Below are 24,932 nucleotides of genomic sequence, written 5' to 3'. Positions count from 1 at the left end.
TGTGAGGTCGCTTGCGAAGGTCGGCGTCTGGACCGGCGTGACAAACCCGGTCGCCGGGGTTCACGCGGATGCGGACCGCCTTTCCGGGCTGACCATGTCGAGCAGCAGCTTCGCGGCCGCCGCCGCCCCGTCGGTGCGGATCGTGCCGGCCACGGCAGTCGCTCGTACCCGGGTCTCGGGGGCCAGAGCCGTCCTGAGCGCGGCCGACAGGGACTCGGCGGTCGGAGCCGGACCGTCGTGTGCCGCGCCGATGCCCAGCTCGGCCACCCGACCCGCCCAGTACGGCTGATCCGTCGCCTGGGGCACCACCACCTGAGGCGCGCCGGCCCGCGCGGCCGTCGTCGTCGTGCCCGCGCCGCCGTGGTGCACGACCGCGGCCACCCGGCCGAACAGCGCCTGCTGGTTGACCTCGCCGACGACGAAGCAGTCGTCCCGGTCGTCGATCAGGGCCAGGTCGGCCCAGCCGCGCCTGACGAGCGCGCGGCGGCCCTGCGCCCGGACCGACTCGATGGCCACCCGGGCGACGTCCTTGGAAGCGTGCATGGGCATGCTGCCGAAGCCCACGTACACCGGCGGTTCGCCGGCCTCCAGGAACGCCACCAGCTCGGCCGGGAGCGGGCGAGTATCCGGCAGGATCCACGCGCCGGTCTGTACGACGTCGAGCTCCGGCATCCCCTGCCACGGGTCCAGGGCCGGGTCCGTCGCCAGCCACGGCCGGTCGCCGATGACGTAGTCGCGAACGTCGTCCACCGGTGGCAGGCCGTTCGACGCCCGGCTGGTGTTGAGCGCCGCACCGAACAGCGCGTTGATGCTCTGGGCGTCCAGGTCCCACAGCACCCGGTTGTCGGTCACCTCCGGCGGGAACGGCCGGCCCTGATAGGCCAGCGGCGGGCGGTGCGGCGACGGCAGGGTGAGCTGCTGGAAGGTCACGAACACGGAAGGGATGCCCAGCTTCTCGGCCACCGACCGCGCACCGGCGGCGGCCGGCATCATGCCGGTCGCCACCAGCACGTCACACCCCTCGGCCGCCGCGGTGACCGCGTCGAACTGGCCGGCGATCAATTCGGCCGCGCGCTCAGGCAGGGATGACGGCGGCGGCGCCGCGGTCGTCAGCGCACGCGCCGACTGACCGACCGGCACCAGCCGCACGCCGACCCCGGCCAACAGCTGCGCGAACTCCTCGTCCGGCGGCGCGCACACCCGCACCTCCGCGCCGAGCTCCCGCAACCGCACCGCGAGTGCCGCCATCGGTTCGACGTCCCCGCGCGACCCGTACGTCGACAACACCACACGCACTTCGCGTCCCCCATTTCCGCAGGTTCTGGCCTCGGCGGACGATTCTGCGGCATGACCCGGGTCTTGTGGCAAGCCCCCCGGTGCGCTATACGTTGAGAGTGGAAAGGCGCGGGTCTCCCCTTTCCCCTTCATCGCCCGCCACAGTCGGCGCCCGAACCTGTACGTCCTGCGCAACTGCATCATCTTGCTCACCGTTGCAGCCGTCCGGGCAGACGCCCTTACACTCCTGCGTCGTGAACTACGGGATCATGCCCAGCAGAACGATCACGCGTGTAACTACGCTTCGTACGGTCTCGCAGGCGGCGTAGGCGCCGTTTGTACTGGCCGGTATAGGAGCGCCGAGCCCGATCTATGAGACGCACCTGCGGGTCGGACACCCACTCGTAAAGCTCGACCTCGAAGGGATCGGCGTCGTACTCGATCAACTGGGCCAGCACGTTCCTGTCGAGCACGAGAGAATCACCATGCGACTTGCTGTCACGCCATAAGTGCCCGCTGGCCTCAGCTGCGTCCACCGCTCCAGAATAGCCCCGGCAACCGCCCACGAAACCTTTGCCGAGGCCACCGGACGAGAAGTGGAGAAGCAATTCGGATCTTCAGGAGCAAGGCGGGTCAGCGATTGACGAAAAGGTGGTCGGTGGATCCGATCAAGGCCGGCCTGGCATAACGAGCGGGAGACAGGTGGACGCCCGTGGCGCGTTCGGCGAGGGCGAGAGCGCCGGAGACCGGATCATCAGGGACATCAGGCTGGTTACCGTCAAAATCCATGTCGAGCGCGTCGACCTCCGCTTGGAGCCGGTCGGGGTCGGAACCTCTCCGGAGAGAGTAGGCGTACAGACCGAACGTGGTGATTGATCGGCCGTCGACGCAGTAGGTGAAGCCGTCGTTCTTGATGGTCATGAACACCGCGGCTGCGACCGTGCCTACGGACAGCAGGCCAGCCTGGTCGTAGATGGCCCTCATCCAGCCGGACTCGACCAGGACGGTTCCGCCGGCGGCCGCATAGGCCGCGACCCCACATACGGACAACTCAGCCACCGAACACGGGGTGACACCCATCCGCCGCAAAGCCTCCCGAGGGGACACATCCCGCACGAAGCCGGCCGAGAGCCAGGTCTCCCCGGTGCCATCGGTGAACTCCTCTCGAAGCCATTCGTAGGTCAATGCCGTGGCACCGCTCATTCGTCCGCCTTCCGCGAGGAGCCGTAACGCGGTGATCATGGCACGACGAGCCGTGTCAACGGGCGTTGAGGGCCGGGCGACCGGTGCTGGTGCCGCACCAGGTAGGCGTAGTGGCCGTCGTGGGTCATGAGTTGGTGATGGGTGCCCGCCTCGATGATCTGGCCGCGGTGCAGTACGACGATCAGGTCCGCGTCCTGGATCGTGGACAGCCGGTGGGCGATGATGACCTGGGTCTGGCCGAGCCTGAGCAGGTTGCGGCGGATGCGTTCCTCGGTGACCGCGTCCAGCGCCGCAGTGGGCTCGTCCAGCAGCAGGATGCGGGGGCGGTGGACCAGGGCACGGGCCAGCGCCAGGCGCTGGCGCTGGCCGCCGGACAGGCGCGTACCGCCCTCTCCGACGTTGGTGTCGTAGCCCTGCGGGAGGCGCACGATCTCGTCGTGGAGTTCGGCCAGGCGGGCGGCGTGCTCGACCGCCTGGTGGTTGACGGGGGTGAAGCCCGCGATGTTGGCGGCGATGGTGCCGGAGAACAGGTGTGGCTGCTGGGTGACCACGCCCACCTGCCGGCGCAGCCACTGCCGGTCGAGTTCTTGCAGCGGGATGTCGTCGAAGCGGACCTGTCCGGCGGTCGGCTCGGTCAGGCCGATGAGGGTACGGCCGAGGGTGGTCTTGCCGGATCCCGACGCGCCGACGATGGCGACCCGCGCGCCGGCCGGGATGCGCAGGGAGAGGTCGCGGAGCACCGGCGTACGGGCGTCGTAGCCGACGCTGATCTTGGTGACGGTGACGCTGCCGCGCAGCCCGCCGTCCGGACGGACGCCGCCGATGCGCTCCTGCGGCGTACCCATCAGGTCGGCGATGCGGCCCAGGTGTGCGGCGGCCAGTTGCAGCTGGTAGACGATGCCCAGGAGCGACGCGAGCGGCGTGGTCGCGGCGACGGCGAGGGACACCAGGGCGAGCCGGTCGCCCAGCGTCCCGGAGGTCGAGGCGAACACGGTCACCAGCAGGCTCAGGTGGAGCGCGATCTGCAGGGTGGTGGTGGCGGTCTGGACCGCGGCCACGTGCCGGTCCCGGGCCGCCCCGGTGGTCAGCTCCTCCTCGTGGTGGACGCGCCAGCGGTCCGCGGCGGCCGCCTCTCCGCCGGAGGCCTTGATCGCCTCGATGCCGGCCAGGCTGTCGACCATGGTGGCCTGGGTGGCGGCGGTGGTGTGCAGGGCGGCGAAGGCCAGGTGCATGCCGCGGCGGGCGGTGGCCAGGACCACACCGGCCTGCAACGCCGCCGCCGCGAGCGTCACCAGCCCGAGCCCGGGCGCGGCGAGGATGAGCAGGGTCAGGTACGTCACCGCGGTGGCCAGGTCGAACAGGAAGGCCAGCGACTGTTCGGTGAGCAGATCGCGCAGCATGGCCACCCCGCTGAGCCGGCTCAGCAGGTCGCCGCTGGAGCGGCGCTGGAAGAAGCGGTACGGCAGCGCCAGCGTGTGGCCGACGAGTGCGCGCATCCCCTCGGCCGCCACCGAGGTCTGCAGCCGGATCAGCATCCGGGCGCGGGTCCAGGACGTCAGCCCGTACACCAGCACGACGCACAGCGCGGCGGCCGCCAGCGTCGTCGCGTCCATCGCCACCGGCCGGTCCACCACGAGTTTGGTGAACAGCGGCACGGCCAGCCCGAGCAGCTGCGCCGTCAGCGAGGTCAGCAGCACCGCGACGATCAGCCCCCGGTTGGCCAGCGCGGGTGCCAGCAGCGGGCGCAGCACGCGCCAGGGCCGGGGCCGGGCGGCGGGGGTGAGCCCGGCGGGGGCGTCGGCCAGCAGGACCTTGCCGGAGTATCCGGCCTGGAACTGCTGCTGCGACAGTCTCCGCCGGCCCCGCGCCGGATCGATCACGGTGGCGCCGCGTGGGCCGATGTGCTCGACGACGACGAAGTGGTTGTTCTCCCACACGGCGATGAACGGCGCGGGCAGCGCGTGGAGGGTGTCGATCGGGGCGCGGCAGGCCCGTAACCGCAGCCCGAAGCGGGCCCCGGCCTGGATCATCTCGCGCAGGCTCACCCCGTCCACGCCTTCGGCCAGGTGCTCGCGTACTTCCGCCAGGCCCGTGCGGCGGCCCAGCGCGCTGAGCACCATGGCCAGGCAGGCGGCGCCGCAGTCACTGCGGGCCAGTTGCATCCGCAGCGGCACGCGGCGTCTCACCACCGCACCTCCCCGATCCGGTACGCCATTTCCCTCACCGTCACATCCGCCCGATCGCGCTCAGAGCCAGAACCACTGGATCTCCGCGGTACGCCGCCGCTCGTCCAGCCACTCCTGGAGGGCCGCGTCCCGCGCTGCTTCCAGCACTTCCGGCGCGCCGGGGTCGGGCGGGACGACCTCGTGGACCGCCCCGGCCAGATGGCCGCCTTCGTAGGGGACCGGCCCGATCGCCGTTCGCTCGGCCGCCGTCCGCAGGGGCTCGGGCAGACGCGGGGTGAGCGTGGTGGCGGCGTGCAGCTGCAGTCTGTGCCCGGGGCGTTCGAGGGCGGCCAGGGAACGGGCCGCGAAGTCCTGCACCGGCCCCTCCGACAGGGCGCGCAGCTCGTCGGCGTGGGGACCGGTCACCCACACCGCGCGCCGCATCGTGAAGTCCTCCGGGTGCTCGGCCAGGTGGCGGCGGGCGGGTTCGCCGGCGAAGCGATAGCGGATGCGGGCGATGATCGCCTGGGTACGGGCGTGGGTCCGGAACATCTCCGGCGACATGCCCGCCTCGGCCAGCCACTCCAGCGTCTGCGCCTTGCCGGTGAGCCCACGGCGGCGACGGAACTCGTCGGCGGCCGCCTGGATCTCGGTCTCGGTCGGCGACTGCAGGGCGCCCTCCAGCTCGTTGAGCAGGATGCGGTGGTCCACCAGCCGCTCGTGGAGTTGCTGGTCGCGCACGCCCAGGGCGCGGATGGTGGACAGCGCCACCGCGATGGACAGTCCGACCCCGTCCACGCTGAGGACGTTGGCCGCCGCCCAGTGGGTGGAGTGGTCCACCAGCCACGGGACGCCGTCTTCCGCCTCGGCCGACAGCGCGACGGTGCCGCCCTCGGGGTGGTCGAGGAGCAGGTCGTAACCGACCCGGGTCGTCCCCGGCGGCTCGTCGACGACCAGTTGGGCGCGCAGGTGCGGCCGCGCGGCGGCCCAGTCACGCGCGCGCCGCCGCGCCTCGCCCACCTGGTCCTGCGCGGTCGGCAACCCCCGCAGGAGCGCGACCGCCCCGGCGAGGTCGTCGGCGAAGGAGGTACGGACGGCAGTGCGCTGGTCAGTGGGCATCGGCGGAGTCCTTTGAATCGGGGCCGGTGGTGGTGGCGGTGGTGAGCCAGTCGGCGATGGCATCGCTGATGGGCATGCCGGTACGCAGCTCGACGAAGGCCCATTGGCCGTTGACGTTGAGCTCCAGGAAGACGTACCGGCCGTCCGGGGTCACGATGAAGTCCAGCGCGCCGAAGCTCAGGCCCAGCCCGGCCACCAGCCGGACACATCGGTCGGCGATGTCCTGCGGGAGGTCGTAGGCCGCGTAGCCCACCTTGGTGTCGTCGTAGTGCCGCCAGTCCACGGTGGTGAGCCGCGAGGTCTGGGAGTCGATGCGGGCGGCGAACACCTGCTCGCCCACCACGGTCACCCGCAGCTCGTACGCCTTGGGCAGGTTCGGCTGCAGTATCGCCGGGCCGTGCCGGAGCCGGTGCCGCCCGGTCAGCCGCCGCCTGGGCACCGTCGCGGTGAACAGGTGACGAGCCTCCCCGTCCAGCGTGAACGGGTGGAATCCGAGCGTCTTGGTGATCATCCGCCCGCCGGCCTGGTTCCACAGCGGCACCAGGACCTCGGGATCGTTGGTCACCACCGTGTCGGCCACGGTCAACCCGAGCTTGGCGGCCCGGTACAGATGCAGGAGCTTGTTGTCGACGGCCGCCGTGTACTGCGGCGGCGCGGGCATCCACCGGGCCCCGACCATGAGGTCGTACGCGCCGGTGACAGCGATCTTGGCCGTGTGCTCGGCGAAGGCGCGCTGCGACGGCTCCGGAACCTCGAGCGCGGACGGCCGGTCGGGGCGCCGGTCCCACACCGCGCTCACCTTCGACAGGTCGTACGTCTCGCCCCGATAGGTCAGCACCTGGCGCCAGCGGCCGTCGAGACAGCTGGTGGTGAGGGTGGAGGCTCCGGGATAGTCGGCCTCGTCCCACCACAGCAGCGGCACGCCGCGCTCGCGCAGCTTGGGCAGCACGACGTGTATCGAGTCGTCGCGGTGGCTGCTGATGATCAATAACACAGTCGTTCGGTCCTTTGCTGTCGCAACAGCGGGGAGCCGCTTGACGGGCTCCCCGCTGCTCACCGGGCCGCGGTCATCGCGGTCGGATCACGTCTTCCAGCAGTCGCCCTTCTGGCTGGCGGTGCAGAGATAGGTGCTCCAGTCCGGTTCCATGCCCGCGATCACCTCCAGCTCCTCGCCGTCGAGCTCGGAGACACCGGCGGGAAGGTCCTCGATGTTCAGCATGCTGTTCACCCCCCTTCTGGTTGCGCAGGGCCGTGATCTACGACCCTGCGAGTGATCGTGGCGATCACGACTTGTGATCCACTGCAAAGGCGGCTGAAGCTGACTGCGAACGCAGGTCAGCACGACTGACATCCCGCGTCCTCGCGCTCTTAGGCTGCTCGCCATGGACAACGGCGGAACGTCTCTTCGAGCGGCGGACATCACTGCGGCGCTGGACACGGTGCTCACGGCCATGCGAGCCGCGGGTGCCGACATCGCTTACCGCCTGGGGGCACGAGCGCGGCTCTCCTTCAGGGGGTTCAGCTTCCTGTCGGGGACATCGACCTCCTGGTGGCGCGGCGAGAGGAGGTGGATGAGTTCGGTGCCGCGCTCGCCTCGTTCCCCTGCCTTCACGCCGCCTCGTGGATTCCGGCGTCCGCGCAATACTTCGCCAGGTACGAGGTGCACGGGGTCAAGGTGGAGATGAGCACCGTCGAGAGGCAGACCGACTCCGACGCGATGGAATGCGTCGGTCGCGGCCCATGGCAGCACTGCGTGTGGATCGCATGTGGCTCGCACCAGGTTCCCGCGGTTCGTCTGGAATTACGGCTGGCGACGGAACTCGTACGGGACAGGGCCGACCGTTACGAACCCCTCCTCGACCACATGAGCGCGCAGGGGTGCGACTTCGACCTGTTGCATCGGGCCATGACGGGCCAGGGCCTGTCGGCGGAACGGCAGCGCCTGGTCTGGGATCGCCTCGCCACGTCACGATGACCCGCGCTCGGAGTGGTGCATCATCGGTCCATGACGGATGAGGCCGGCTACCTGCTCGACAACGCGCGGGCCGAGGCCGGGGTGCGTTTCGCGGCGCTGTCGGCCATCTTCGATCCCCCGACGTTCCGGCGGATCGACAGCCTCGGCATCGAGCCCGGGTGGCGGTGCTGGGAGGTCGGCGCCGGGGGGCCGTCCGTCCCGCGAGGGCTGGCCGAGCGCGTCGGTCCCACGGGCCGCGTCCTGGCGACCGACATCGACGTCTCCTGGATCCGTGATGCGGCCGGCCCGGTGGTGGAGGTACGCCGGCATGACGTCGCCCGTTCCGACCCTCCCGATGAGGCGTTCGACCTCGTGCACGCGCGCCTGGTGCTGGTGCACGTCGCCGACCGCGAACGTGCCCTGCGGTCGATGGTCGCGGCGCTGAAGCCCGGCGGCCGGCTCCTTCTCGAGGACGCCGACCCCGCGCTGCAACCGCTGAGCTCCCCGTACGAGCAGGGGGAGCGTGAGCGGCCGGCCAACCGGATCCGTGCCGGGTTCCGCGCGATGCTGGCCGGGCGCGGCGCCGACCTCGCGTACGGACGGCGGCTCCCCGGGCTGCTCCGCGCCGCCGGGCTGGTCGACGTGGCGGCCGAGGCGTACTTCCCGATCGCCTCCCCCGCCTGCGACCTGCTGGAGACGGCGACCATCGCGCACATCCGCGAGGGCCTGGTCGCCGGCGGCCACGCGACCGAGGAAGAGGTCGAGCGGCACCTGGCCAACGTGGCGGCCGGCGGCATGGACCTGGCGACCGCGCCGATGGTGTCGGCCTGGGGACGCGCCCCGGAGTGAACTACGCCGAGACTCCGGGCGGTTCCGCCGTCCGCCCGCGGGTGGCGCCGTTCTGGACGGAAAATCGCCGAGTATCCGCAAATGTGAATTAATCGGAACCAGCGTCATGGCATGTCTCACGACATGCAAAGAAACGCCAAAATATTTGTGCGACGACGCCTTCTTTAAAGGTATCGAATTTGACGGGTTATTGGGGTTCATTGAGGTGAATGAGATAATCCTTGCGGGTATGTACGCTTCTGTCTGAATGCCTACCGAGATGTGGGCGTCGGATTTCGCGTCGATTTATCCATGAATGGAAACGAGAGCACGTGAATACTGAAATTCGGCATTTGCCGACGCCGCGCAGCGCCCGTATCGCCAAGCTGGCTCTGGCCGCTGCGGCCACCGGTCTCATGTTCGTTCCGCTGGGCCAGGCAGTGGCGAGCGCGAGCGTGGGCTACGTCCCGACGCAGCCGGCCGCGAACTGCGCGAGCGAGTGGGGCGTGTGCGACGTCCTCTGGTGGGGCCGCGAGGACAAGCACGACCACGACGAGAAGTTCGAGCACGGCAAGAAGTTCGATCACGACAAGTTCGAGCACAACGAGTTCGAACATGAGAAGAAGTTCGAGCACGACGAGAACGAGCACGACAAGAAGTTCGAGCACGACGAGAACGAGCACGACAAGAAGTTCGACCGCGACAGGTTCGAGCACGACAAGAAGTTCGACCGCGAGAAGATGGACCGCGACAAGAAGTTCGACCGCGACAAGAAGTCCGATCGCTTCAAGTTCGACCACGTCAAGATCGACCACATCAAGTTCGACCATGACAAGAAGTTCGAGCAGGAGAAGAAGTTCGACCGCGACAAGTTCGAGCATGACAAGAAGTTCAAGCACGACGAGGCCGAGCGCGAGAAGAAGTTCGAGCACGACGAGTCCGAGCATGACAAGAAGTTCGAGCACGACGAGAACGAGCACGACAAGAAGTTCGAGCACGACAGAAAGTTCGAGCACGACAAGAAGTTCGACCACGACAAGTTTGACCACCACCACGACTGGTAAGTCGTAACGCACGGTACGAACCAAGGTGAGAAGGCCCGCCTGGAGATGAGCTCGGCGACGACGTCCTCCGTCGAGACCGAGGGCATCCCCTGGCACTGTGATCGGCGATTGAGTCGAAATCGCTCTCGGCCGCCCGAAAACGCGGGTGACAAAATGCCGTGGCAATTATTTTGCCACGGCATTTTCGCTTGGCGTCATCCGAGCCGGCGGAGTTCGGAGTGGCAGGCCGGCGTCGACGACTCATCCTCCAGGGCAGTCGCTGTCTCCACCGCTGTACTCGGCGCAGTAGCCGGACGGCAGCGGCGGCGGACCGCGGCGCAACTCCGCTTGGCGCGCATCCATGTACAGGCCTCGCAGGACAAAACCGACGCACGCCAGAGGCACAGCCCGGCAGAACCATGCCTCCCGCATGCCCGACGCCCTCCGCCACGAAGCCACCCACCTGCCCGAACCGGCAGCGGCGCGATTCCCTGCAGGGAATCGCGGTGGCGCGGGGGAATCAGCACACTGCTGTGCATGAGCAACCCACTCGACATCAAGCAATGGGCCGACCGATACGTCGCCCAGTGGAACGAACCCGATCCGGCCGCGCGGGCCGCGCTCATCCGCGAAATGTGGGCGCTCGACGGGGTCCAGGTGCTGGTCGACCCGCCGCAGGAGATCCGTGAGGCCGCCGCGGGGCTGGCGTTTCCGGTGCCGCCGCTGGAAGTCCGGGGTCACGACGCCTTGAACGCCAGGGTGACCCGTGCGTACGAGATGTTCGTCGCGTCGGGCGAGCACCTTTTTGAGTGCGCCGAAGAGGCGTCCCTCCTCATGTCCAACGTGCTCGGCATCCGGTGGTCGATGGTGTCGGCCCACACGGGACAGGCCGTCGGCGGCGGCCTGGACATCCTCGCCCTGGACAGCGATGGGCGGATCCGTACCGACCACCAGTTCATCGGAGTGAGTTGATGCGCTTCACCAGGATCACCCGCACGGAGGACGGCGGATCAGCGTTCGAGGACGGCGAGATCGCACTGGAACACCGGCAGGTGGCCGACGGGGTCCCGGCCATGGCCGTCGGCGGGCTGCCGTCGAGAGATGGCGTGCAGTTCCTGCGCAGTGCCGCGTTCGACAGCACCGCGCACCCGGCGCCACGTGAGCAGTGGGTGGTGATGCTGCGCGGGGTGATCGAGGTGACGGTCAGCGACGGCGGCCGGCGTCGCTTCGGTCCCGGCGACCTCGTACTCGCCGCCGACACCACAGGAATGGGGCACGTCACGGCCGGCGTCGGCGACCCGCCGTTCGAGGCGCTGTTCATCCCCGTCTGACCGCCGACGCGAATCCGGCGCGAGTAGCCGTGGAGCGCTTGGGGCCCGGCTTGCGCCAGCTCGCGCGGCGCCTCCGCGGGCTCGACCCGCGCCTCCCCGTGGAGGTCGCGCAGGCTCCGGCCGATCAGGCAGGGATGGCCGGCTGCCGTTCCTCGTGCCTGCCCAGCACCGCGAGGGTCAGGGTCACGGCGACCGACCCGAACGCCAGCACCGTCATCGCCGCGGCCGGGGAGGTCAGTTGGGCCACCACGCCCGCGAGGGCCGCGCTGACGCCCTGCATGGTGGACATGCCGACGGAGTGCAGGCCGAGGGCTTGGCCCGCGAGGTCGTCCGGGGTGAGGGACATCAGGCGTTCCTGCAGGACCAGGCTCGCGCCGAAGCCGACGGAGGCGACGACGGCGGCCACGGCCGACAGCGCCACTCCCGGCTGCAGGACGAAGAACAGGTACGGCGTCGCCAGCAGCAGGCGCAGCGGGACCGCGAGACGGGGGCGCAACGCGGGCGGCACCAGGCGGCCCACCGCCACGTCCCCCAGGAACATGCCCAGCGCCCCGCACGCGAACAGCGTGCCGGCGGCTCCGGGGGCGTACGAGATGTAGAGCGACTCGCAGCCGACCACCAGGCCGTTGGGGATCCACAGGCCCAGGTACGTCAGGCGGCGGGAGCGCGAGGACCACAGGAGGGCGTTGGTGCGCCAGGTCGCCGAGACGGACGGGCGCCCGGAGGAGCGCGGCGGGCGGGCCGTGAGGCCCAGGCGGGTGGCGAGGGCCGACATCACGTACAGCGCCACCGCCAGGAGCAGGCATGTCCTCGGGGTCAGAAGCGTCAGCAGCGCGGCGCCCGTCGCGAACCCGGCCACCTGCATCAGGCCCCAGAGCATGTTGAACACCGAACGGCCCAGGACGTAGCCGTCTTTCGACAGGATTTCGGTCAACAGTCCTGAGCGCGCTCCCCCGCCCAGGGACGCGATCAGGCCCTGCGCCAGCACGATGGCGAAGACCGCCGCGACCGGCAGACCGGGCAGCGCCAGCACCGCGGTACCGGCCGCGAAGGCGAGGGCGAGGCCGGAAAGGATCGCGCGCGGGGGCAGGCGGTCGGCGCCCGAGAGCAGGAACGTGGCCCCCGCCAACTTCGCCAGCTGCGGGCCGAACATGCTCACCGCCGACAGCAGCGGCGAGCCGGTGGCCTGGAAGACCAGCGTGCCGAGGGCCAGGGCGCCGATCGTCTGAGCCGCGGCGAAAGCGGCATAAGAGAGCAGGAACGGGGTGAACTCGGGGGTGCGGAACAGGGTTCGATAGCTGCGCATACGTCGGAGTCTCGGAGCAGCCCGGGGGTCGTGTTTACTGTTTCGCCGACGCGCGAAAGGTTGACCGCATGGGCCTGTGGCAGATCGACACCGACGTCCTCGCCCGTAGCCGGTTCGTGCTCTCGCCGTTCGCCGAGACCTTCGCGAGCCTGAAGCTGCTGCACGCGGGGACCGGTGCCCATCCGGGCGAGGAGGCCTGGCTGCGCGCGCACCTGCCCGGCTACCGCGCGCGCCTCGCGGCCGACCGGGTGGCCGCGCTGGTCGTACGGGCGGCGCTCGGCAGGTCGTGGATCGCCGACTTCTTCTGCCCCACCTCGTGCGAGGGGGAGAGTTTCGAGGAGACCGTGGCCCGGGTGCGGGCGACCGGGGCCGAGGAGGCGCGGGCCAACCTCCGCGTGTCCCTCCGGGGCCCGCTCCCCGGCGCCTTGGAGCGGGACGACCTGCCCGAGCGGGCGACCGCGCTCCTCACGTACGTCTGGGAGGAGACCGTACAGCCGTACTGGGAGCGTCGGCGACGCGTCCTGGAGGCCGACATGGTCGCGCGGACCGCGCGGGTGAGCCAGGGCGGCTGGGCGGCCGTGCTGGACTCGCTGAAGCCGGGGACGCGGTGGCTCGGGGAGAGCCGGTTCCAGGTCAACCTGAACGCGTATCAGCCGCGGGAGATCGCCGCCGGGGCAGACCTGCTGTTCATGCCGGTGACGCCGAGAACCGGGTGGGTGTCGTGGGAGGGACGGGAGCGGTACGCCGTCGTCTATTCGTGTCTCGGGGTGCTCGCCGAGGACCACGATCGGCGGCCCCTCCCGGCCGGGCTCGGGGCGCTGATCGGGACCGCGCGGGCCGGATTGCTGGTGCTGCTGGGGACTCCCATGAGCACGACCCAGCTGGTCGCCGTGACCGGCCAGGGGCTGGGCTCGGTGGGCCGGCATCTGCGGGTGCTGCTGGACGCGGGGCTGGTGGAGCGGCGGCGGGCCGGGCGGTCGGTGCTGTACGTGCGGACGGCGGCCGGGGAGGTGCTCGTGGAGGCATCGGGGACCGGTCCCGCCCAGGCGGCGAAGAAGGCGTCGAGGTAGGCCGCGGCGTCCGGCTCGGACGCGTCGTGCAGCCATGAGGCCAGATCGAACAACGGGTTCGTGACGGTGGCGAAGCTCCAGTCGTGCAACAGGATCTCGTCGTCGCGCACGACCACATTGCCCGGGTGGAAATCGCCGTGGACGATCGCCGCCGGGATGGCCGCCTCGTCCAGGCGCTCGGCGCACTCGACCAGATACGGCGTCAGTGCCTGCAGCCGGTCGGCCTCCTCCTCGGTCAGCGCCCGGTCCAGGTTCTTCGCAAGCTTGGGCGCCCGCCAGATGTCGTCGCGGACCAGGGTCGACCGTACGCCGTCGGCCAGCGAGGCCGGGGTGAGCGGGACACACCCCGCGGCGATCAGCTCGTCCCCGCGGTGAATGGTCTCCTTCTGCACCGTGACCAGCTGTGTCAGGCATGCGCGACGCTGCTCTGGGGAGATCGCCCAGCCGTCCACGCCGCCGAAGTCCTCCGCGAGCCACCAGCGGTCACCGGGTGACGTCGCGGTGATGGTGGCGAACGGCGCGATGCGCAATGACGCCAGGTATCGAGTGATGTCCGGTTCGCGAGCAAGCCTCGGCAGGACCGCCTTCAGGTACAGGTCACCCCGGTAAGTCGGCGTGCGCAGCACGGCGGACATGCTCCAGTGCTTGACCTGGCGGCTCGGACCGAGCCGCACGCGACCGGCAGCCTTGATCTCCCCGTCGATGTAGGACTCGGCTCGCTCGAACCAGCCGGGCCCGAACCAGTCGGAGGCGGGCGGCCGGGATCGCGCCGCCCGGCAGTCGAGTGCCAGGCTCTGCCCGGTCACCGCATCCTGACCGTGCCACGCGAACCCATCGGCGGAGACCGGCCGCGCCCTGCTCTCCGCCAGCAGCACCACCGTCGTAAAGTCCAACGGCTCCAGGACCACCGTGGTCAGCCCGAGTTCGCGACGAACGCGATCGGTCAGCTCGCTGTCCATCGGCGGCCACCTGCCGTCGAACCGCATCCGCGGCAGCGCCGGATTGCCGCCGGCCATGTCGCACAGCACGGCGCCGTCCTGGTCGACGATTGCCAGCACGGCTTCCGACGACATGATCAACCCTCCAAGGATCGACGGAGTTCACGGGATAGCGCGCGGCGTCGTTCATGACTTGTATTCGTCCTGGTGGACAGTCTGCGAGGGCTCGGTGCGGGCAACCCGCACCTCCTGAGCGGCATGATCACAGCTCGCTTCACTGAGTGATCAGGCGCATCCGCTGGATGTCGACCCCGACGGGGGAGATCGTAGCCTCCAGACCGTCCTCGGGCACGCGCCAGCGGCCGGGGAAGGCCTTCCGCAGCGCCCGGATCGCGACGACCGCCTGGCTGGTGGCCAGTCGCAGGCCCAGGCAGACGTGGATGCCCGTGCCGAAGGACAGGTGCGGGTTGGGGTCGCGCGTGGCGTCGAACGCGTCGGGGGCCGCGAACACCAGCGGGTCCCGGTTGGCGCGGCGGATCGAGGCCACCACCCGCGCCCCGGGTGGGATCGTGACGCCGTCCACGTCCACCTGGGCAGTGGTGAAGCGTTCCGTGCCGCCCGCCGGCGGCAGGTAGCGCAGCACCTCCTCCACCAGGCCGGGCGTCGGCGCCGTGGGGAAACGTTCCAGGCACAGGACCGCGTGATAGATCAACCTGGTGGTCGTCTCGTGGCCCATGACGATGAGCGTGGTGACCAGATCGAGCAGTTCGCTCTCGTCGAGCGCCGCCGCCAGGGCCGGGATCATGCCGCCCCTCGGCTCGGCGACCACCTCGCGGATGCAGGTGCGCAGTTCGGCCAGGTCCTGGTGGAAGCGCGCCTGCCGTACGGGGTCCTCGGCGTTGGCGCCGGCGAACTCGGAGATCGTGATCGTCCAGCGTACGAAGTCGGCCCTGCGCTCTGGTGAGATGCCGAGCAGCCCCGCGAGCGTGGCGACCGTCAGCGGCGAAGCGAACCCGTCCACCACCTCACCGGGCCCCTCGACCAGCAGTTCCCTGGCGGTCTCGGCGATGGAGGGCTCCAGGGCCGACACCGCGCGGGGAGTGAAAACCCTGGCCACCAGGCGGCGCAGTTCGTGATGGCGGGGCGGATCGAGCGACGGCAGGCTGCGCAACACGGGATTGTCGTGGTGAGGTGCCGGATGTGCGCCGTGGGTGAGTTCATCGGAGGAGAAGGCGGCGTGGTCGCTGAGGATCCTGCGGACATCGGCGTGCCGGGAGACCACCCACGCCTCGAACCGCTCATCGAACTGGACCGGGCCGGGCGCGGGTGGATGGGCGAAGATACGTTCCTTGACAGACATGCCCTCCACCCTGGGCGAACGGCCTGGCAAACCGCTGCCGGATCGCTGCCGTACACCCGCTGGAAAGGGCGACGGCCTGCCTGGCCATCAGTCGATCATCTCGGAGCCTGAGGCCCCCGCCGGAGGCGAAGGAGTGCGTTTCGGCTGTGTGCCCTCGTAGGGTTCGTTCATGGATTGGCAGACTTGGCACGATGAGTACGACGTCCCCGGTTCACAGTTGGCGCGGCGCTTGCAGGTCGTCCAGGAACGGATACGGCTGGCGTTGGATGGCTGCCCGCCCGGTCCGCTGAAGCTCGTCAGTCTCTGCTCGGGTCAGGGCCGCGACGTGCTGGAGGTGCTGACCGATCATCCCCGCCGTGACGATGTTCGGGCGCGTCTGGTCGAACTGGACCCGGGCAACACCGCCATCGCCGAGGAGGCGATCAAATCGGCGGGACTCCGGCAGGTCGAAGTGGTCACGGCCGATGCCGCGCTCACTGACCATTACCGGGATTCGGCGCCTGCCGAGATCGTGCTCGTGTGTGGGGTGTTCGGCAACATCACGGATGAGGACATCGAGCGCACGATCGACACTTGTACCCAGTTGTGCAAGACCGACGGCACGATTATCTGGACTCGGCACCGCGGGGCTCCTGACCGGGTGCCGTTGATCTGTCGCTGGTTCGAGGAGCGTGGCTTCGAACGCGAATGGCTATCGGAGCCGGATGCCGGCTTCGGTGTCGGCGTCCACCGCTTCACGGGTCAGTCGCGTCCCCTGATCTCGGGACGGCGCATGTTTACCTTCGCCGGCTATGACGTGTCCCACCCGTCAACGGGCCGCTCAGAGCGGCATCCGACTGCACACCCCTGAAATGCAGAAGGGGCCCTGCAGGGCCTCTGAGCTGCGCTTACTGCGTGTGGCCTCCTTGGTGACGTAAACCACACAAGCAGGCGAGACCGTCCATTGATGAGTGGATAATCTTCTATAGATTGAATCCATCGCTGTATATAGTTACAGCGTGTTCACGCTCCAATCCCTGCTGGATCGCGCCTCGCTCGAACTCCGTGTGCTGGTGCCGGGCCGACCGGGCGCATTGGACGCGCCCGTCGCGTGGGTGCACAACACCGAGCTGCCCGACCCTTCGCACTACCTACGCGAAGGGGAGATCGTGCTGACCAACGGGTTGTGGCTCGAACGGGTGCCTCCCGCGCAGTTCGTGACGAACGTCAAGAAGGCCAAGGCCAGTGGCATCGTGTTCGGCTTGCGCGCGGAGATGCCGGAGACTCCCGACGCGCTGGTCGAAGCCTGTCGCGAAGCGGAGTTGCCGCTGCTGGAGATCTCCGTCGCGGTGCCGTTCACGGCGGTCTCGCAGGCCATGGCCGACATGCTGACCGACGAACGCAAGCAGTCGCTCGTCGGTATGGTGCGCCGGGGAGACGCCCTGGCCACGGCGATCTCCCGGGGTGCCGGTGCCTCCGGCGTGCTCGATGTCCTGCGCCGTGAGCATGACCTGCCCCTGGCGGTGGTCGACAGGATGGCGCGTTCCCTCGCGGTGGCCGGCGCGAGCCTGGACAGCGACCAGCTGCATGCCGTGGCCACGGCATTGGCCAAGAAGCCTCCGGCACTGGAGGTGGATCTGGGAGATTTGGGGCAAGCGGCGCTGTTTCCGGTGGGTGCCGTCGGCGACATCGACGCGGCTCTCATCTGCCTGCGCCCTTTGCGTGAGCTCACCACGCCCGAGCGGCAGGCGCTGGAGCAGACGGCTCGGTTCCTCAGCCTGGAGGTGGCGAAACAGCAGGCGGTCCAGGCGATCGAGATGCGCTTCGCCAGCGAGCTCCTGGAGATGGTCCTCTCGGGAGGCTGGCGGGCGACCGAGGTTCCTGGCCGGCTCCGCGCGTTCGGCGTGGATCCGAGCGGTCCGCTGGCCGTGTGCGCCGTGGCGTTCGCGGACGGCGAGGCCGCGACGGTGCACGGGCTCGCGGAGGTGATCGTGGAGTTCTACGCCGTCGAGGGAGTGCCGGCAGTCGTGGCCGGCGGCACGCAGGACGTCGTCGCCGTCCTGCCGTGGCGTCATCCCGAGCACGAGCTGCCGTCGCTCGCCCAGCGCCTGGTACGGAGCATCGAACGGCGCTTCCCTGGGCTGTGCCCGGTCGTCGGCCTGGGAGGGCTCGCGGCCCACGCGGCCGAGCTGCGCCCTCAGCTCCTGCAGTCCAGGGAGGCGTGCCGCGTGCTGCGGCGCACCCGCACGGGTCCGTCCGTGCGGGCCTTCGCCGAGCTGGGCACGCACCGGCTGCTCCTCGGGCTGCTCGACGCCGAGACCTTGAACGAGTTCGCCGGCAAGATCCTCGGCCCGATGAAGGACCATGACGCGCGGCGGAGCGGCGAGCTCGAGCTGACGCTGCGTACGTTCCTCGATCATGACGGGCAATGGGCGGCGACGGCCGGAGCGTTGCACATCCACGTCAACACCCTGCGCAACCGGCTGGCCAAGATCGCCGAGCTCACCGGCAGGGACGTGGGGCGTACGGAGGACCGGGTCGATCTGTTCCTGGCGCTGACCGTCGAGGCGATGGACTGGGCTCAGTCCGGGTAGACGTCCGGATCCACCACCGGGGGCCGGGGCCGGCGCACGGTCAGGCCGGCGTCCACGGCCGAACGCTCGGCGACGTCACGGCAGCGGGCGAAGGACACGTCCGCGCAGCTCTGCGCGTACTCCAGGAACTGCCGCAACGCCAGCGCACGGCCGGGCCGGCCGGACAGGAACGGGTGAACGCACAGGTTGAACAGGCCGCCGTAGTGGCGCATCCCGTCGAGCTCGGCCCGCCACAGTTCCAGCACCTTCACCGGAGACTCGATGACGGAGCCCACATGAGGTGCGGGCAGGAACGCGTACTGCTCCCAGTCGTCGAGCGACCAGTGGACGGGCAGCTCGACGATCTCGCCTGCGGGCGTGACCACTTTGTACGGCTTGTCGTCCCCCATGAGAGAGGAGTCGTAGCGCAGGCCGTACTCCGCGACCAGGTCAGCCGTCCGCCAGGACGCTTCCCACAGCGCCGCTCGGTGTCCCCGGATCTCGATGCCCTGGCTGTCGAAGACCGCCAGCGCGCGCTCGAAGTCCGCGCGCTCCTCCTCGGCGGTCATCGATGTGGGCGGCCGGTGGCTGTAGGAGTGGTGCGCCACCTCGTGGCCCCGCTCGACGATCGACGGGGCGAGTGCGGGGCGGTGCTCGGCAACCCAGCCGGGCACGAAGAACGTGGCGGGGACGCCCAGCTCGTCCAGAAGATCGAGGATACGGGGCAGGCCGACCTCGGGACCGTATGCCTGGTGGGACATCGTGCTCGCGTGGTCGGCGAAGCCGCGGCCCTGCGCGAGCACAGGGGTCTCCGCGTCCACGTCGAAAGTGAGCGCCACGACCGCGGCGGACCGGCCACGCCAGCCGCCGCGGATCTCGCCCGCCTGCTCGACTCGTCCGGGCGCGCTCAAGCCGGCACTCCGGCCGCCGGTCGCCACAGGCGGGCGTTGCTCAGCGTCGCCATGGGCTGGAGCATCTGGCGGTCGAAGCCCGCCATGGGCAGCCCTTGGGCCAGGCGCTGCGGGAAGTCCGGGTTGGCGAGCGCTCCCCGGCCGAGGGTCAGTACGTCCGCGTGACCGTCCTGCAGCACCATGGCCGCCCGGGCGAGGTCGTGCATGCCGCCATTGGCCAGCACGGGCAGTCCGGTCACCTTCCGGGCCAGGCCCGTGATCGTCACCTGCCCGTCCAGGGTCGCGGTCTCCACCCAGTCCCGTCCTTCACTGGCGATGTGCAGGTAGCTCGCCCCCGCTTCGGCGAGCGCGGCGAAGATGATCTCCGCCTCCCTGGAGCCGCCCGCCCATCTGTGGGTGAAGTCGTTGACCTTGCCCTGCGACAAGCGGATCCCCACGCAGAAACGCGGACCGACCTCAGCGCGGATGGCGGAGACGATCTCTGCCGCGAGTCGTACCCGGTTGGCGACCGTGCCACCATAGCGATCGCCGCGCCGGTTGGTGTAGTCGGTCAGGAACTGGTCCACGAGATAGCCGTTGGCGCCGTGCACCTCGACCCCGTCGAAACCCGCTCGCCGGGCGCGTACGGCCGACGTCACGAAGCCGTGCACCACCTGATCGATGTCGTCCTGGCTCATCGCGCGGGGCGTCGGCCAAGAGCCGTACCCGCCGTATTCCGGCATCTTCTGCCCGCGCGGCGGGACGGCCGACGGCGCCGCCGTGTCGTCGCGGTAGCGGTTGCCCTGCGACAGCGCTCCCGCGTGCATGAGCTGAAGGACCATCGGCGCTCCGGCGTCGTGCACGTGGCTGACGACGTCCCGCCAGGCGGCCTCGTGACCGTCGGTGACGATGCCGGGCTGGTTGGCGTAGCTCTGGCTGTAGCGCGTATCGGTATAGGTTCCCTCGGTCATGACGAGGGAGAAACCGCCGCGGGCGAAAGCCGCGTAGTAGTCCGCCATCTCGGCCGTCGGCGTTCCGTCGGCGGCGGCGGACACCCTGGTCATGGGCGAGACGGCCAGCCGGTTGGCGAGGTGGAGCTCGCCGATGCGGTCCGGTCGCAGGGCGGGATGCTGGATGTCGTTCATCGTTCGCTCATTCCTTGACGTCGCTTGTGTCGTCCTGACCGTTGAGGAGATCGATCGCCAACGGCGTCGGCTTGTGCCCATTGATTCCGACCAGGTCCTGCGGGCAGGCCGAGACCACGAACACGCAGTCCATCGCCGCCTCCAACGTGATCGCGTCGTTCGGGCGGCTGATCGAGCTCAGCCAGCTCAGCCGGCCGTCGTCCGCCACGGGGATCCTCATGAACACGTTGACCGGCTGCGGGGTGACCGGGACGGCGAGACCGAGTCCAGCCATGCTCGTGGCCAGGTTGTCCGCGCAGGACGCGTGGAACCCCGACACGCCCAGAGCACGGTAGCGGGCCGGGTCGCAGGCGGCGATGAGCATGTCATGCCGCCCGGGCGAGGTGTCCTCCACCAGGGTGAGGACGGGCCTGCGCCGGTCGGTGACGAACTGCTCGCCGATCGCCGGGAACAGGCGGCTGGTGGCGGCTCGGGTGTGTGACGCGCTGAGGTGCTCGTTCACGTCGTCCGCGGCGAACGCGAACACGTCGCCGACCTGACCTCCCTGGAGGTCGGTGACCCGTACGCGCTGACCGGACCTGACCTTTACCGCCCGTCCTTCGGTGGCGGGCACGATAACTCGCATACCGACAGCCAACCAGCCGGCACACGGGCAGGCCATGGAGATTTCCCCTCCGTTTGTACGAGGAAGTGGATGAACCTACAGTTTCGCAAGGTCATCCGCTGGGACCCTCCGTCCTCCTGACGCCGGTCACGCGGCCTTGACGCGTGCCGCGCAGTCGAGAAGTGCGCGGTCCCGGCGCGCTGGGAGGCCGGCGCCGTCCGTCCCCCGCGCGCCGATCGGCAGGCTGACACCGGGCACGCCCTGCCAGTCGAAGAAGGCCGCAGAAACGCCGAAGAAACAAGCTGCGTGCTTGCATCCCCCTCGCAGATCTTTCCTCGTGAAAGGATTTCCATGGCGTTGTCGCATCCCTCCTCGTCTGACCACGGCCCTTCGCGCCGCTCCGCCCTCGGGTTCCTGGGCGCGGTCCCGCTGGCGGCCGGTGGTCTGTTCGCCTCGCAAGGAACCGCCGAGGCGAACGCCGACCGGTCCTCAGGCTCTGGCCGCATTCCCAAGGACCTGCGTCCTGGAGGCGCCTTCGACCAGCACATCAAAGAACTGGCGGACAAGGATCAGTTTTCCGGCACCGTGATGCTCGCGCACCGCGGCCGCCAAGTCCTGGCCCGCGCCTATGGCTGGGCGGACAAGGAAAGCAAGATCCGGAACAAGGTCGACACCATCTACGCTCTGGCCTCGTCCTCCAAGCCGTTCACCGGGCTGGCTGTCGTACAGCTCGTCCAGCAGGGCAAGCTCAAGTTCTACGACCTGGTGAGCAAGCATCTGGACGGCCTGCCGGCGGAGATGGCCGAACGCATCACCGTGCACCACCTCCTCACCCACACCAGTGGCCTGGGCGACGCCCGGCGCCCGGGCGAGCAGCCGCCACCGGAGCAGATCCACAACAGCTACGAGCAGCAGATGGCAAGCTTCTGGACGAATCTGAAGACCTTCGAGCTGGAGTTCGCGCCCGGGACGAAGAAGGCCTACAGCAGCATGGGCTACACCCTGCTCGGCGAACTCGTGGCGAAGGTCTCCGGCATGTCGTTCCAGGACTACGTCCGCCAGAACATCTTCCTCCCGGCCGGCATGGAGGACTCCGCCTACTACGACCGCCGCCAGTGGCTGACCGACAAGCGCATCGCTCACCCGTACATGTATCAAAAGGACGGTACGCGCGTCGACGCCGTCCGCAACCTCGACAAGGGCTCCGTCTACGGCGACGCCGGCCAGGGCAGCAACTCCGCCCGGGGATGGATGGGAACGGGCGGCGGCAACGGCTTCGCCACCGCCCCGGACCTTGTACGCTTCGCGATCGCGCTGCAAGGCGGCAAGCTCACCGCCCGGCCCTACACCGAGTTGTACGTGAACGGAAAGATCTCCGCCAAGCCGCTGAAGCCGGACACCTCCGGCAACTCCCTCCGCGGGGAGAACTTCCAGGCGTACGGGCCGGTGGCCTCCACCTACAACAACCAGCGCATCATCACCCACGGAGGCGGTGCGGGCGGCATATCGACGAGCTGGTCCATCTACCTTGACATGGACTGGACGGCCGTCATTCTGAGCAATTATGACCTGCAGAGCATCGAGCCGATCATCGACCTGGAACGACGCCTGATCACCGGCGCCTAACCCGCCGAAGCTGACACAACCTAGCGGGTCGGGGCGCGTGGCTCGACAAATTCAAATGTGCCGGGGGCACAAGCCACGGCTGATGGCCGACGACGTGACTCCGGAGAGGGGTCGCCCGGCCATTCTCAAAGCGCTGAGGGTGGCATCTTCGCCACTCTCAGTCTCTAGCGTGGGGCGGTTGCTTCACCCAAGCTGTTGCCGAGGCCCGGTGCCCAGTTCCTCCTGTGACACGCGGTCGACGCGCAGACACCAGCCGACAGGGAAGTCGCCGTTCACTCCTCTCGGATTTCGTTCAGTGCTAGTCAAGTTCGCTTTCGTACGTTGAGGCTGCTGAGGATCGAACTCAAGCGTGGAGGGCCACAACGATGACGACCACCCGCCGAACACTGCTGGCCGGATCCCTCATCCGCGGCGGCGTTCAGGGCAGGCGGGTCTTCGGCGCGTTGATCCCCGAACGGTTCGGCCACCCGCAAACTGTTGGGCACCGGCGCTGAAGAGGCGCTTCTACACTCGCCGTGGCCTCCATCAAAGCGACGACCCGCCCACGCCGGCACATGACCAGCCCATGCGTAACCCGAGCCAAAAGGAGCGTTGGATGCCAACTCGCGTGAATCGGCAGACCGTCGATCTGTCCGCCTATCCAGACCTCATCGTCCTGTACCTCGGCATGCGGGTGAATCATCTGTACGGGATCCGGACCTTTTTCAGCTTCGGCCGGAAGATCAGTGAGTCGGTCGCGGGTAAGCCGGACGGGCTCTTACTGCACGAGCCCGTTTACTACTCGTTCTTCCCGATGAACATGGGGATGCGTCAGTACTGGCGGGACCTGCCGTCGCTGCTCGCCTTTGCCCGGTCCGAGCCGCATCGGGAGTGGTGGTTGGACTTCCTGCGGGACTCGGGCGGCACCGGTTTCTGGCATGAGACGTACTCGGTCAAGGGTGGTATGGAGGCCGTCTACGACGACGTGCCCAAGCCGATCGGTTTTGGCCGGTTCGCTGGGATCCAGCGCGCTCGTGGACCCATGTTCGGTTCCGCGGCCCGCCTGGGACGCTCCGATGACAGCAGCCCGGTCCTGAGCGAGACGGACCTCTACGGGTCCTAGCCGCTCGGGCCATCGTCGGTGACCGCAGAGGGTGTGCGCCTGGTAACACCGACGGTGGCGAAATTCATGGGTGCTACAAATGCCCGCGAATGAAGCGATCGTGGGGGCGGAACGTGCCCGGCAGGCTCTGCCCGATGGCGCGCCGGAACGGCCCGCCTCGGTGGGCATGCCCATCAGCGCGGCGATGGACCGGCCCCGGTTGGCGGAAGCGCCGTCGAGGTGGGCGAGGCCCTCGACACAGAGGCGTGCTGGCCTTGCCGAGCCGGACCCGCAGGTCGTCGTCGGTGAGAATGCGCGTCAGGTGCCTGGCCAGGGAGTCACCTCGCCGGGCTGGAACAGGTGGCCGTTGTCGTCGATCAGGTGCGGTAGCGCCACCGCGTCCGCGGCCACCACGGGCAACCCCATGGCCATGGCCTCCAGCGTGGCGCTGATGCATCGTCTCCTCCTCCAGACGATCAACGGAGATCAGGGGCGGGCGGCGGGCGCCGCCCGCGGGGCCGTCAGGCGATATCGGTACGGCCCTGATCCGGCGTCAGCGCGCGGCGCGTTTGATGAGGTCGGCAGTCACGGCAGGCTGCGAGATCATCGCGACGTGCGAGGCGCCGACCTCGTGGACCTGTGCTTTCGCCCGCCGCGCCATGAACCGCTGGGCCGCGACGGGCAGCACCTGATCGTTCCGAGCGACGAGGTAATAGGAGGGAATGGTCTTCCACGCCGGGGCGCCGGACGGCTCCCCGAGCGTGCGCGCGTCAGCGGGCCGCTGGCCGGCCTGCATCAGGTTGGTGGTCGACCTCGGCACGTCCCCGGCGAAGACGTCGTGGAAGAACTCCTTCTTGATGTATCCGTCGACGAGGTTCTCACCGTAGGGACGGAAGTCCAGCGCCGCCTCATTGAGCTTGCTTCCCGGATACTTCGTCTGCAGGTCCAGCAGCGACTCACCCTGGTCGGGGGCGAACGCGGCCACGTAGACCAGCGCTTTCACGTTCGGGTTACCGGTCGCGGCGTTCGTGATGACGATCCCGCCATAGGAGTGCGCGGCGAGGACGATCGGGCCGCTGAGGGTGGCGAGGATGGAGGCCAGGTAGGCGGAGTCGGCGGCCACGCTGCGCAGTGGGTTCGCCGGGGCGATCACCGGATAGTTCTCGCGGATGAGCCTGGCGCTGACGTCGTTCCAGCCGGAGGAATCGGCGAACGCGCCGTGCACGAGCACCACGGTGGGTTTGGGCTTGGCTTCCTGCCGGGGCTGCGCCTGCGCCTCGGACGTTCCCAGCAGGGTACCGGCCGCGACCGCGGCTGATCCGGCCAGCACCGCTCGGCGGGTCGTCGTCATAGTGTGGTCCTTTCAACGTATGCAGTTTGCACCTCAATTGCGGGTCAGAGTAGATCCCGGTAGTTGACGATCGCTGAGCCCGGTAATTCAG

24 protein-coding genes and 1 pseudogene are annotated in these 24,932 nt (G+C 69.2%); 11 read left to right on the top strand and 14 right to left on the bottom strand.

Annotation, left to right across the window (positions count from 1 at the left end; all coding sequences use genetic code 11):
* Positions 1-60: 60 nt before the first annotated feature.
* The 6 genes from ACIHFD_RS55795 to ACIHFD_RS55770 all read right to left on the bottom strand — a co-directional run bounded on the left by ACIHFD_RS55795 (position 61) and on the right by ACIHFD_RS55770 (position 6,981).
* On the bottom strand, positions 61-1,296 hold the full coding sequence (locus ACIHFD_RS55795; protein WP_397373846.1) for a glycosyltransferase: 1,236 nt from the start codon (positions 1,294-1,296) through the stop codon (positions 61-63).
* A gap of 612 nt (positions 1,297-1,908) precedes the next feature.
* On the bottom strand, positions 1,909-2,517 hold the full coding sequence (locus tag ACIHFD_RS55790; protein WP_397373845.1) for a DUF6461 domain-containing protein: 609 nt from the start codon (positions 2,515-2,517) through the stop codon (positions 1,909-1,911).
* Complete coding sequence (locus ACIHFD_RS55785) at positions 2,514-4,664, bottom strand: peptidase domain-containing ABC transporter (protein WP_397373844.1); 2,151 nt, start codon at positions 4,662-4,664, stop codon at positions 2,514-2,516. Before ACIHFD_RS55785 ends, ACIHFD_RS55790 begins: the two co-directional genes overlap by 4 nt.
* Before the next feature lie 60 nt (positions 4,665-4,724).
* Entirely contained in the window at positions 4,725-5,762 is a 1,038-nt protein-coding gene (locus ACIHFD_RS55780) for a TIGR04500 family putative peptide maturation system protein (protein WP_397373843.1), read from the bottom strand.
* Positions 5,752-6,756, bottom strand: a complete 1,005-nt coding sequence (locus tag ACIHFD_RS55775) for an MvdC/MvdD family ATP grasp protein (protein WP_397373842.1) — start codon at positions 6,754-6,756, stop codon at positions 5,752-5,754. Before ACIHFD_RS55775 ends, ACIHFD_RS55780 begins: the two co-directional genes overlap by 11 nt.
* 87 nt (positions 6,757-6,843) lie before the next feature.
* Positions 6,844-6,981 (bottom strand): hypothetical protein, encoded by a 138-nt coding sequence (locus ACIHFD_RS55770; protein WP_350733660.1) that lies wholly within the window; start codon positions 6,979-6,981, stop codon positions 6,844-6,846.
* Between the two features lie 348 nt (positions 6,982-7,329).
* On the opposite strand from ACIHFD_RS55770, the gene ACIHFD_RS55765 reads away from it, so the two are divergent.
* The 5 genes from ACIHFD_RS55765 (at position 7,330) to ACIHFD_RS55745 (ending at position 10,918) form a co-directional block, all read left to right on the top strand.
* On the top strand, positions 7,330-7,737 hold the full coding sequence (locus tag ACIHFD_RS55765) for a hypothetical protein (protein ID WP_397373841.1): 408 nt from the start codon (positions 7,330-7,332) through the stop codon (positions 7,735-7,737).
* A gap of 30 nt (positions 7,738-7,767) precedes the next feature.
* Entirely contained in the window at positions 7,768-8,565 is a 798-nt protein-coding gene (locus ACIHFD_RS55760) for a methyltransferase domain-containing protein (RefSeq protein ID WP_397373840.1), read from the top strand.
* A gap of 311 nt (positions 8,566-8,876) precedes the next feature.
* Positions 8,877-9,608 carry a hypothetical protein gene (locus ACIHFD_RS55755; protein WP_397373839.1) on the top strand — a complete coding sequence of 244 codons (732 nt, stop codon included), beginning with the start codon at positions 8,877-8,879 and terminating at the stop codon, positions 9,606-9,608.
* Positions 9,609-10,124: 516 nt separating this feature from the next.
* A complete protein-coding gene (locus tag ACIHFD_RS55750) occupies positions 10,125-10,559 on the top strand; it encodes a hypothetical protein (protein ID WP_397373838.1) in 435 nt (144 codons plus the stop codon).
* Complete coding sequence (locus tag ACIHFD_RS55745) at positions 10,559-10,918, top strand: hypothetical protein (RefSeq protein ID WP_397373837.1); 360 nt, start codon at positions 10,559-10,561, stop codon at positions 10,916-10,918. Before ACIHFD_RS55750 ends, ACIHFD_RS55745 begins: the two co-directional genes overlap by 1 nt.
* Before the next feature lie 124 nt (positions 10,919-11,042).
* On the opposite strand, the gene ACIHFD_RS55740 is transcribed toward ACIHFD_RS55745, so the two are convergent.
* Complete coding sequence (locus ACIHFD_RS55740) at positions 11,043-12,224, bottom strand: MFS transporter (RefSeq protein WP_397373836.1); 1,182 nt, start codon at positions 12,222-12,224, stop codon at positions 11,043-11,045.
* Positions 12,225-12,292: 68 nt separating this feature from the next.
* Between ACIHFD_RS55740 and ACIHFD_RS55735 the strand changes: the two genes are divergently transcribed.
* Positions 12,293-13,294: an ArsR family transcriptional regulator gene (locus ACIHFD_RS55735; protein ID WP_397373835.1), complete on the top strand. Its 1,002-nt coding sequence runs from the start codon at positions 12,293-12,295 to the stop codon at positions 13,292-13,294.
* A 23-nt stretch (positions 13,295-13,317) separates the two neighbouring features.
* Here the strand turns inward: ACIHFD_RS55735 and ACIHFD_RS55730 are convergent.
* Both ACIHFD_RS55730 and ACIHFD_RS55725 read right to left on the bottom strand, forming a co-directional pair.
* Positions 13,318-13,929, bottom strand: a pseudogene (locus ACIHFD_RS55730) (phosphotransferase family protein); the annotation flags it as partial.
* Between the two features lie 577 nt (positions 13,930-14,506).
* On the bottom strand, positions 14,507-15,592 hold the full coding sequence (locus ACIHFD_RS55725) for a cytochrome P450 (protein WP_397373834.1): 1,086 nt from the start codon (positions 15,590-15,592) through the stop codon (positions 14,507-14,509).
* A gap of 169 nt (positions 15,593-15,761) precedes the next feature.
* Here ACIHFD_RS55725 and ACIHFD_RS55720 point away from each other — a divergent pair, with 169 nt between their 5' ends.
* Together ACIHFD_RS55720 and ACIHFD_RS55715 are read left to right on the top strand one after the other, a co-directional pair.
* Entirely contained in the window at positions 15,762-16,442 is a 681-nt protein-coding gene (locus tag ACIHFD_RS55720) for a class I SAM-dependent methyltransferase (RefSeq protein ID WP_397373833.1), read from the top strand.
* Between the two features lie 148 nt (positions 16,443-16,590).
* Complete coding sequence (locus tag ACIHFD_RS55715) at positions 16,591-18,165, top strand: PucR family transcriptional regulator (protein WP_397373832.1); 1,575 nt, start codon at positions 16,591-16,593, stop codon at positions 18,163-18,165.
* On the opposite strand, the gene ACIHFD_RS55710 is transcribed toward ACIHFD_RS55715, so the two are convergent.
* The 3 genes from ACIHFD_RS55710 to ACIHFD_RS55700 are packed head-to-tail and all read right to left on the bottom strand — an operon-like array spanning position 18,153 to position 20,804.
* The gene (locus tag ACIHFD_RS55710) at positions 18,153-19,055 is read right to left on the bottom strand and encodes a polysaccharide deacetylase (RefSeq protein WP_397373831.1); all 903 of its coding nucleotides are present in this window, start codon (positions 19,053-19,055) and stop codon (positions 18,153-18,155) included. The genes ACIHFD_RS55715 and ACIHFD_RS55710 overlap by 13 nt on opposite strands.
* Complete coding sequence (locus ACIHFD_RS55705; protein ID WP_397373830.1) at positions 19,052-20,179, bottom strand: tRNA-dihydrouridine synthase; 1,128 nt, start codon at positions 20,177-20,179, stop codon at positions 19,052-19,054. Before ACIHFD_RS55705 ends, ACIHFD_RS55710 begins: the two co-directional genes overlap by 4 nt.
* Before the next feature lie 7 nt (positions 20,180-20,186).
* On the bottom strand, positions 20,187-20,804 hold the full coding sequence (locus ACIHFD_RS55700) for a DUF1989 domain-containing protein (protein WP_397373829.1): 618 nt from the start codon (positions 20,802-20,804) through the stop codon (positions 20,187-20,189).
* Between the two features lie 330 nt (positions 20,805-21,134).
* Between ACIHFD_RS55700 and ACIHFD_RS55695 the strand changes: the two genes are divergently transcribed.
* From ACIHFD_RS55695 to ACIHFD_RS55685, 3 genes are all read left to right on the top strand, one after another.
* Positions 21,135-22,409, top strand: a complete 1,275-nt coding sequence (locus tag ACIHFD_RS55695; protein ID WP_397373828.1) for a serine hydrolase domain-containing protein — start codon at positions 21,135-21,137, stop codon at positions 22,407-22,409.
* A gap of 365 nt (positions 22,410-22,774) precedes the next feature.
* The gene (locus ACIHFD_RS55690) at positions 22,775-22,903 is read left to right on the top strand and encodes a hypothetical protein (RefSeq protein WP_397373827.1); all 129 of its coding nucleotides are present in this window, start codon (positions 22,775-22,777) and stop codon (positions 22,901-22,903) included.
* 113 nt (positions 22,904-23,016) lie between these two features.
* Positions 23,017-23,511, top strand: coding sequence for a monooxygenase family protein (locus ACIHFD_RS55685; RefSeq protein WP_397373826.1), 495 nt, complete (start codon positions 23,017-23,019; stop codon positions 23,509-23,511).
* 297 nt (positions 23,512-23,808) lie between these two features.
* Here ACIHFD_RS55685 and ACIHFD_RS55680 read toward each other — a convergent pair whose 3' ends face one another.
* Positions 23,809-23,922 carry a hypothetical protein gene (locus ACIHFD_RS55680; protein WP_397373825.1) on the bottom strand — a complete coding sequence of 38 codons (114 nt, stop codon included), beginning with the start codon at positions 23,920-23,922 and terminating at the stop codon, positions 23,809-23,811.
* Positions 23,923-24,043: 121 nt separating this feature from the next.
* Complete coding sequence (locus ACIHFD_RS55675) at positions 24,044-24,841, bottom strand: alpha/beta fold hydrolase (RefSeq protein WP_397373824.1); 798 nt, start codon at positions 24,839-24,841, stop codon at positions 24,044-24,046.
* Positions 24,842-24,932: the final 91 nt, after the last annotated feature.

Source organism: Nonomuraea sp. NPDC051941, assembly GCF_044593615.1.
Note: the sequence above shows the minus strand (reverse complement) of the source record. Positions and strands in the feature narration are given on the sequence as shown.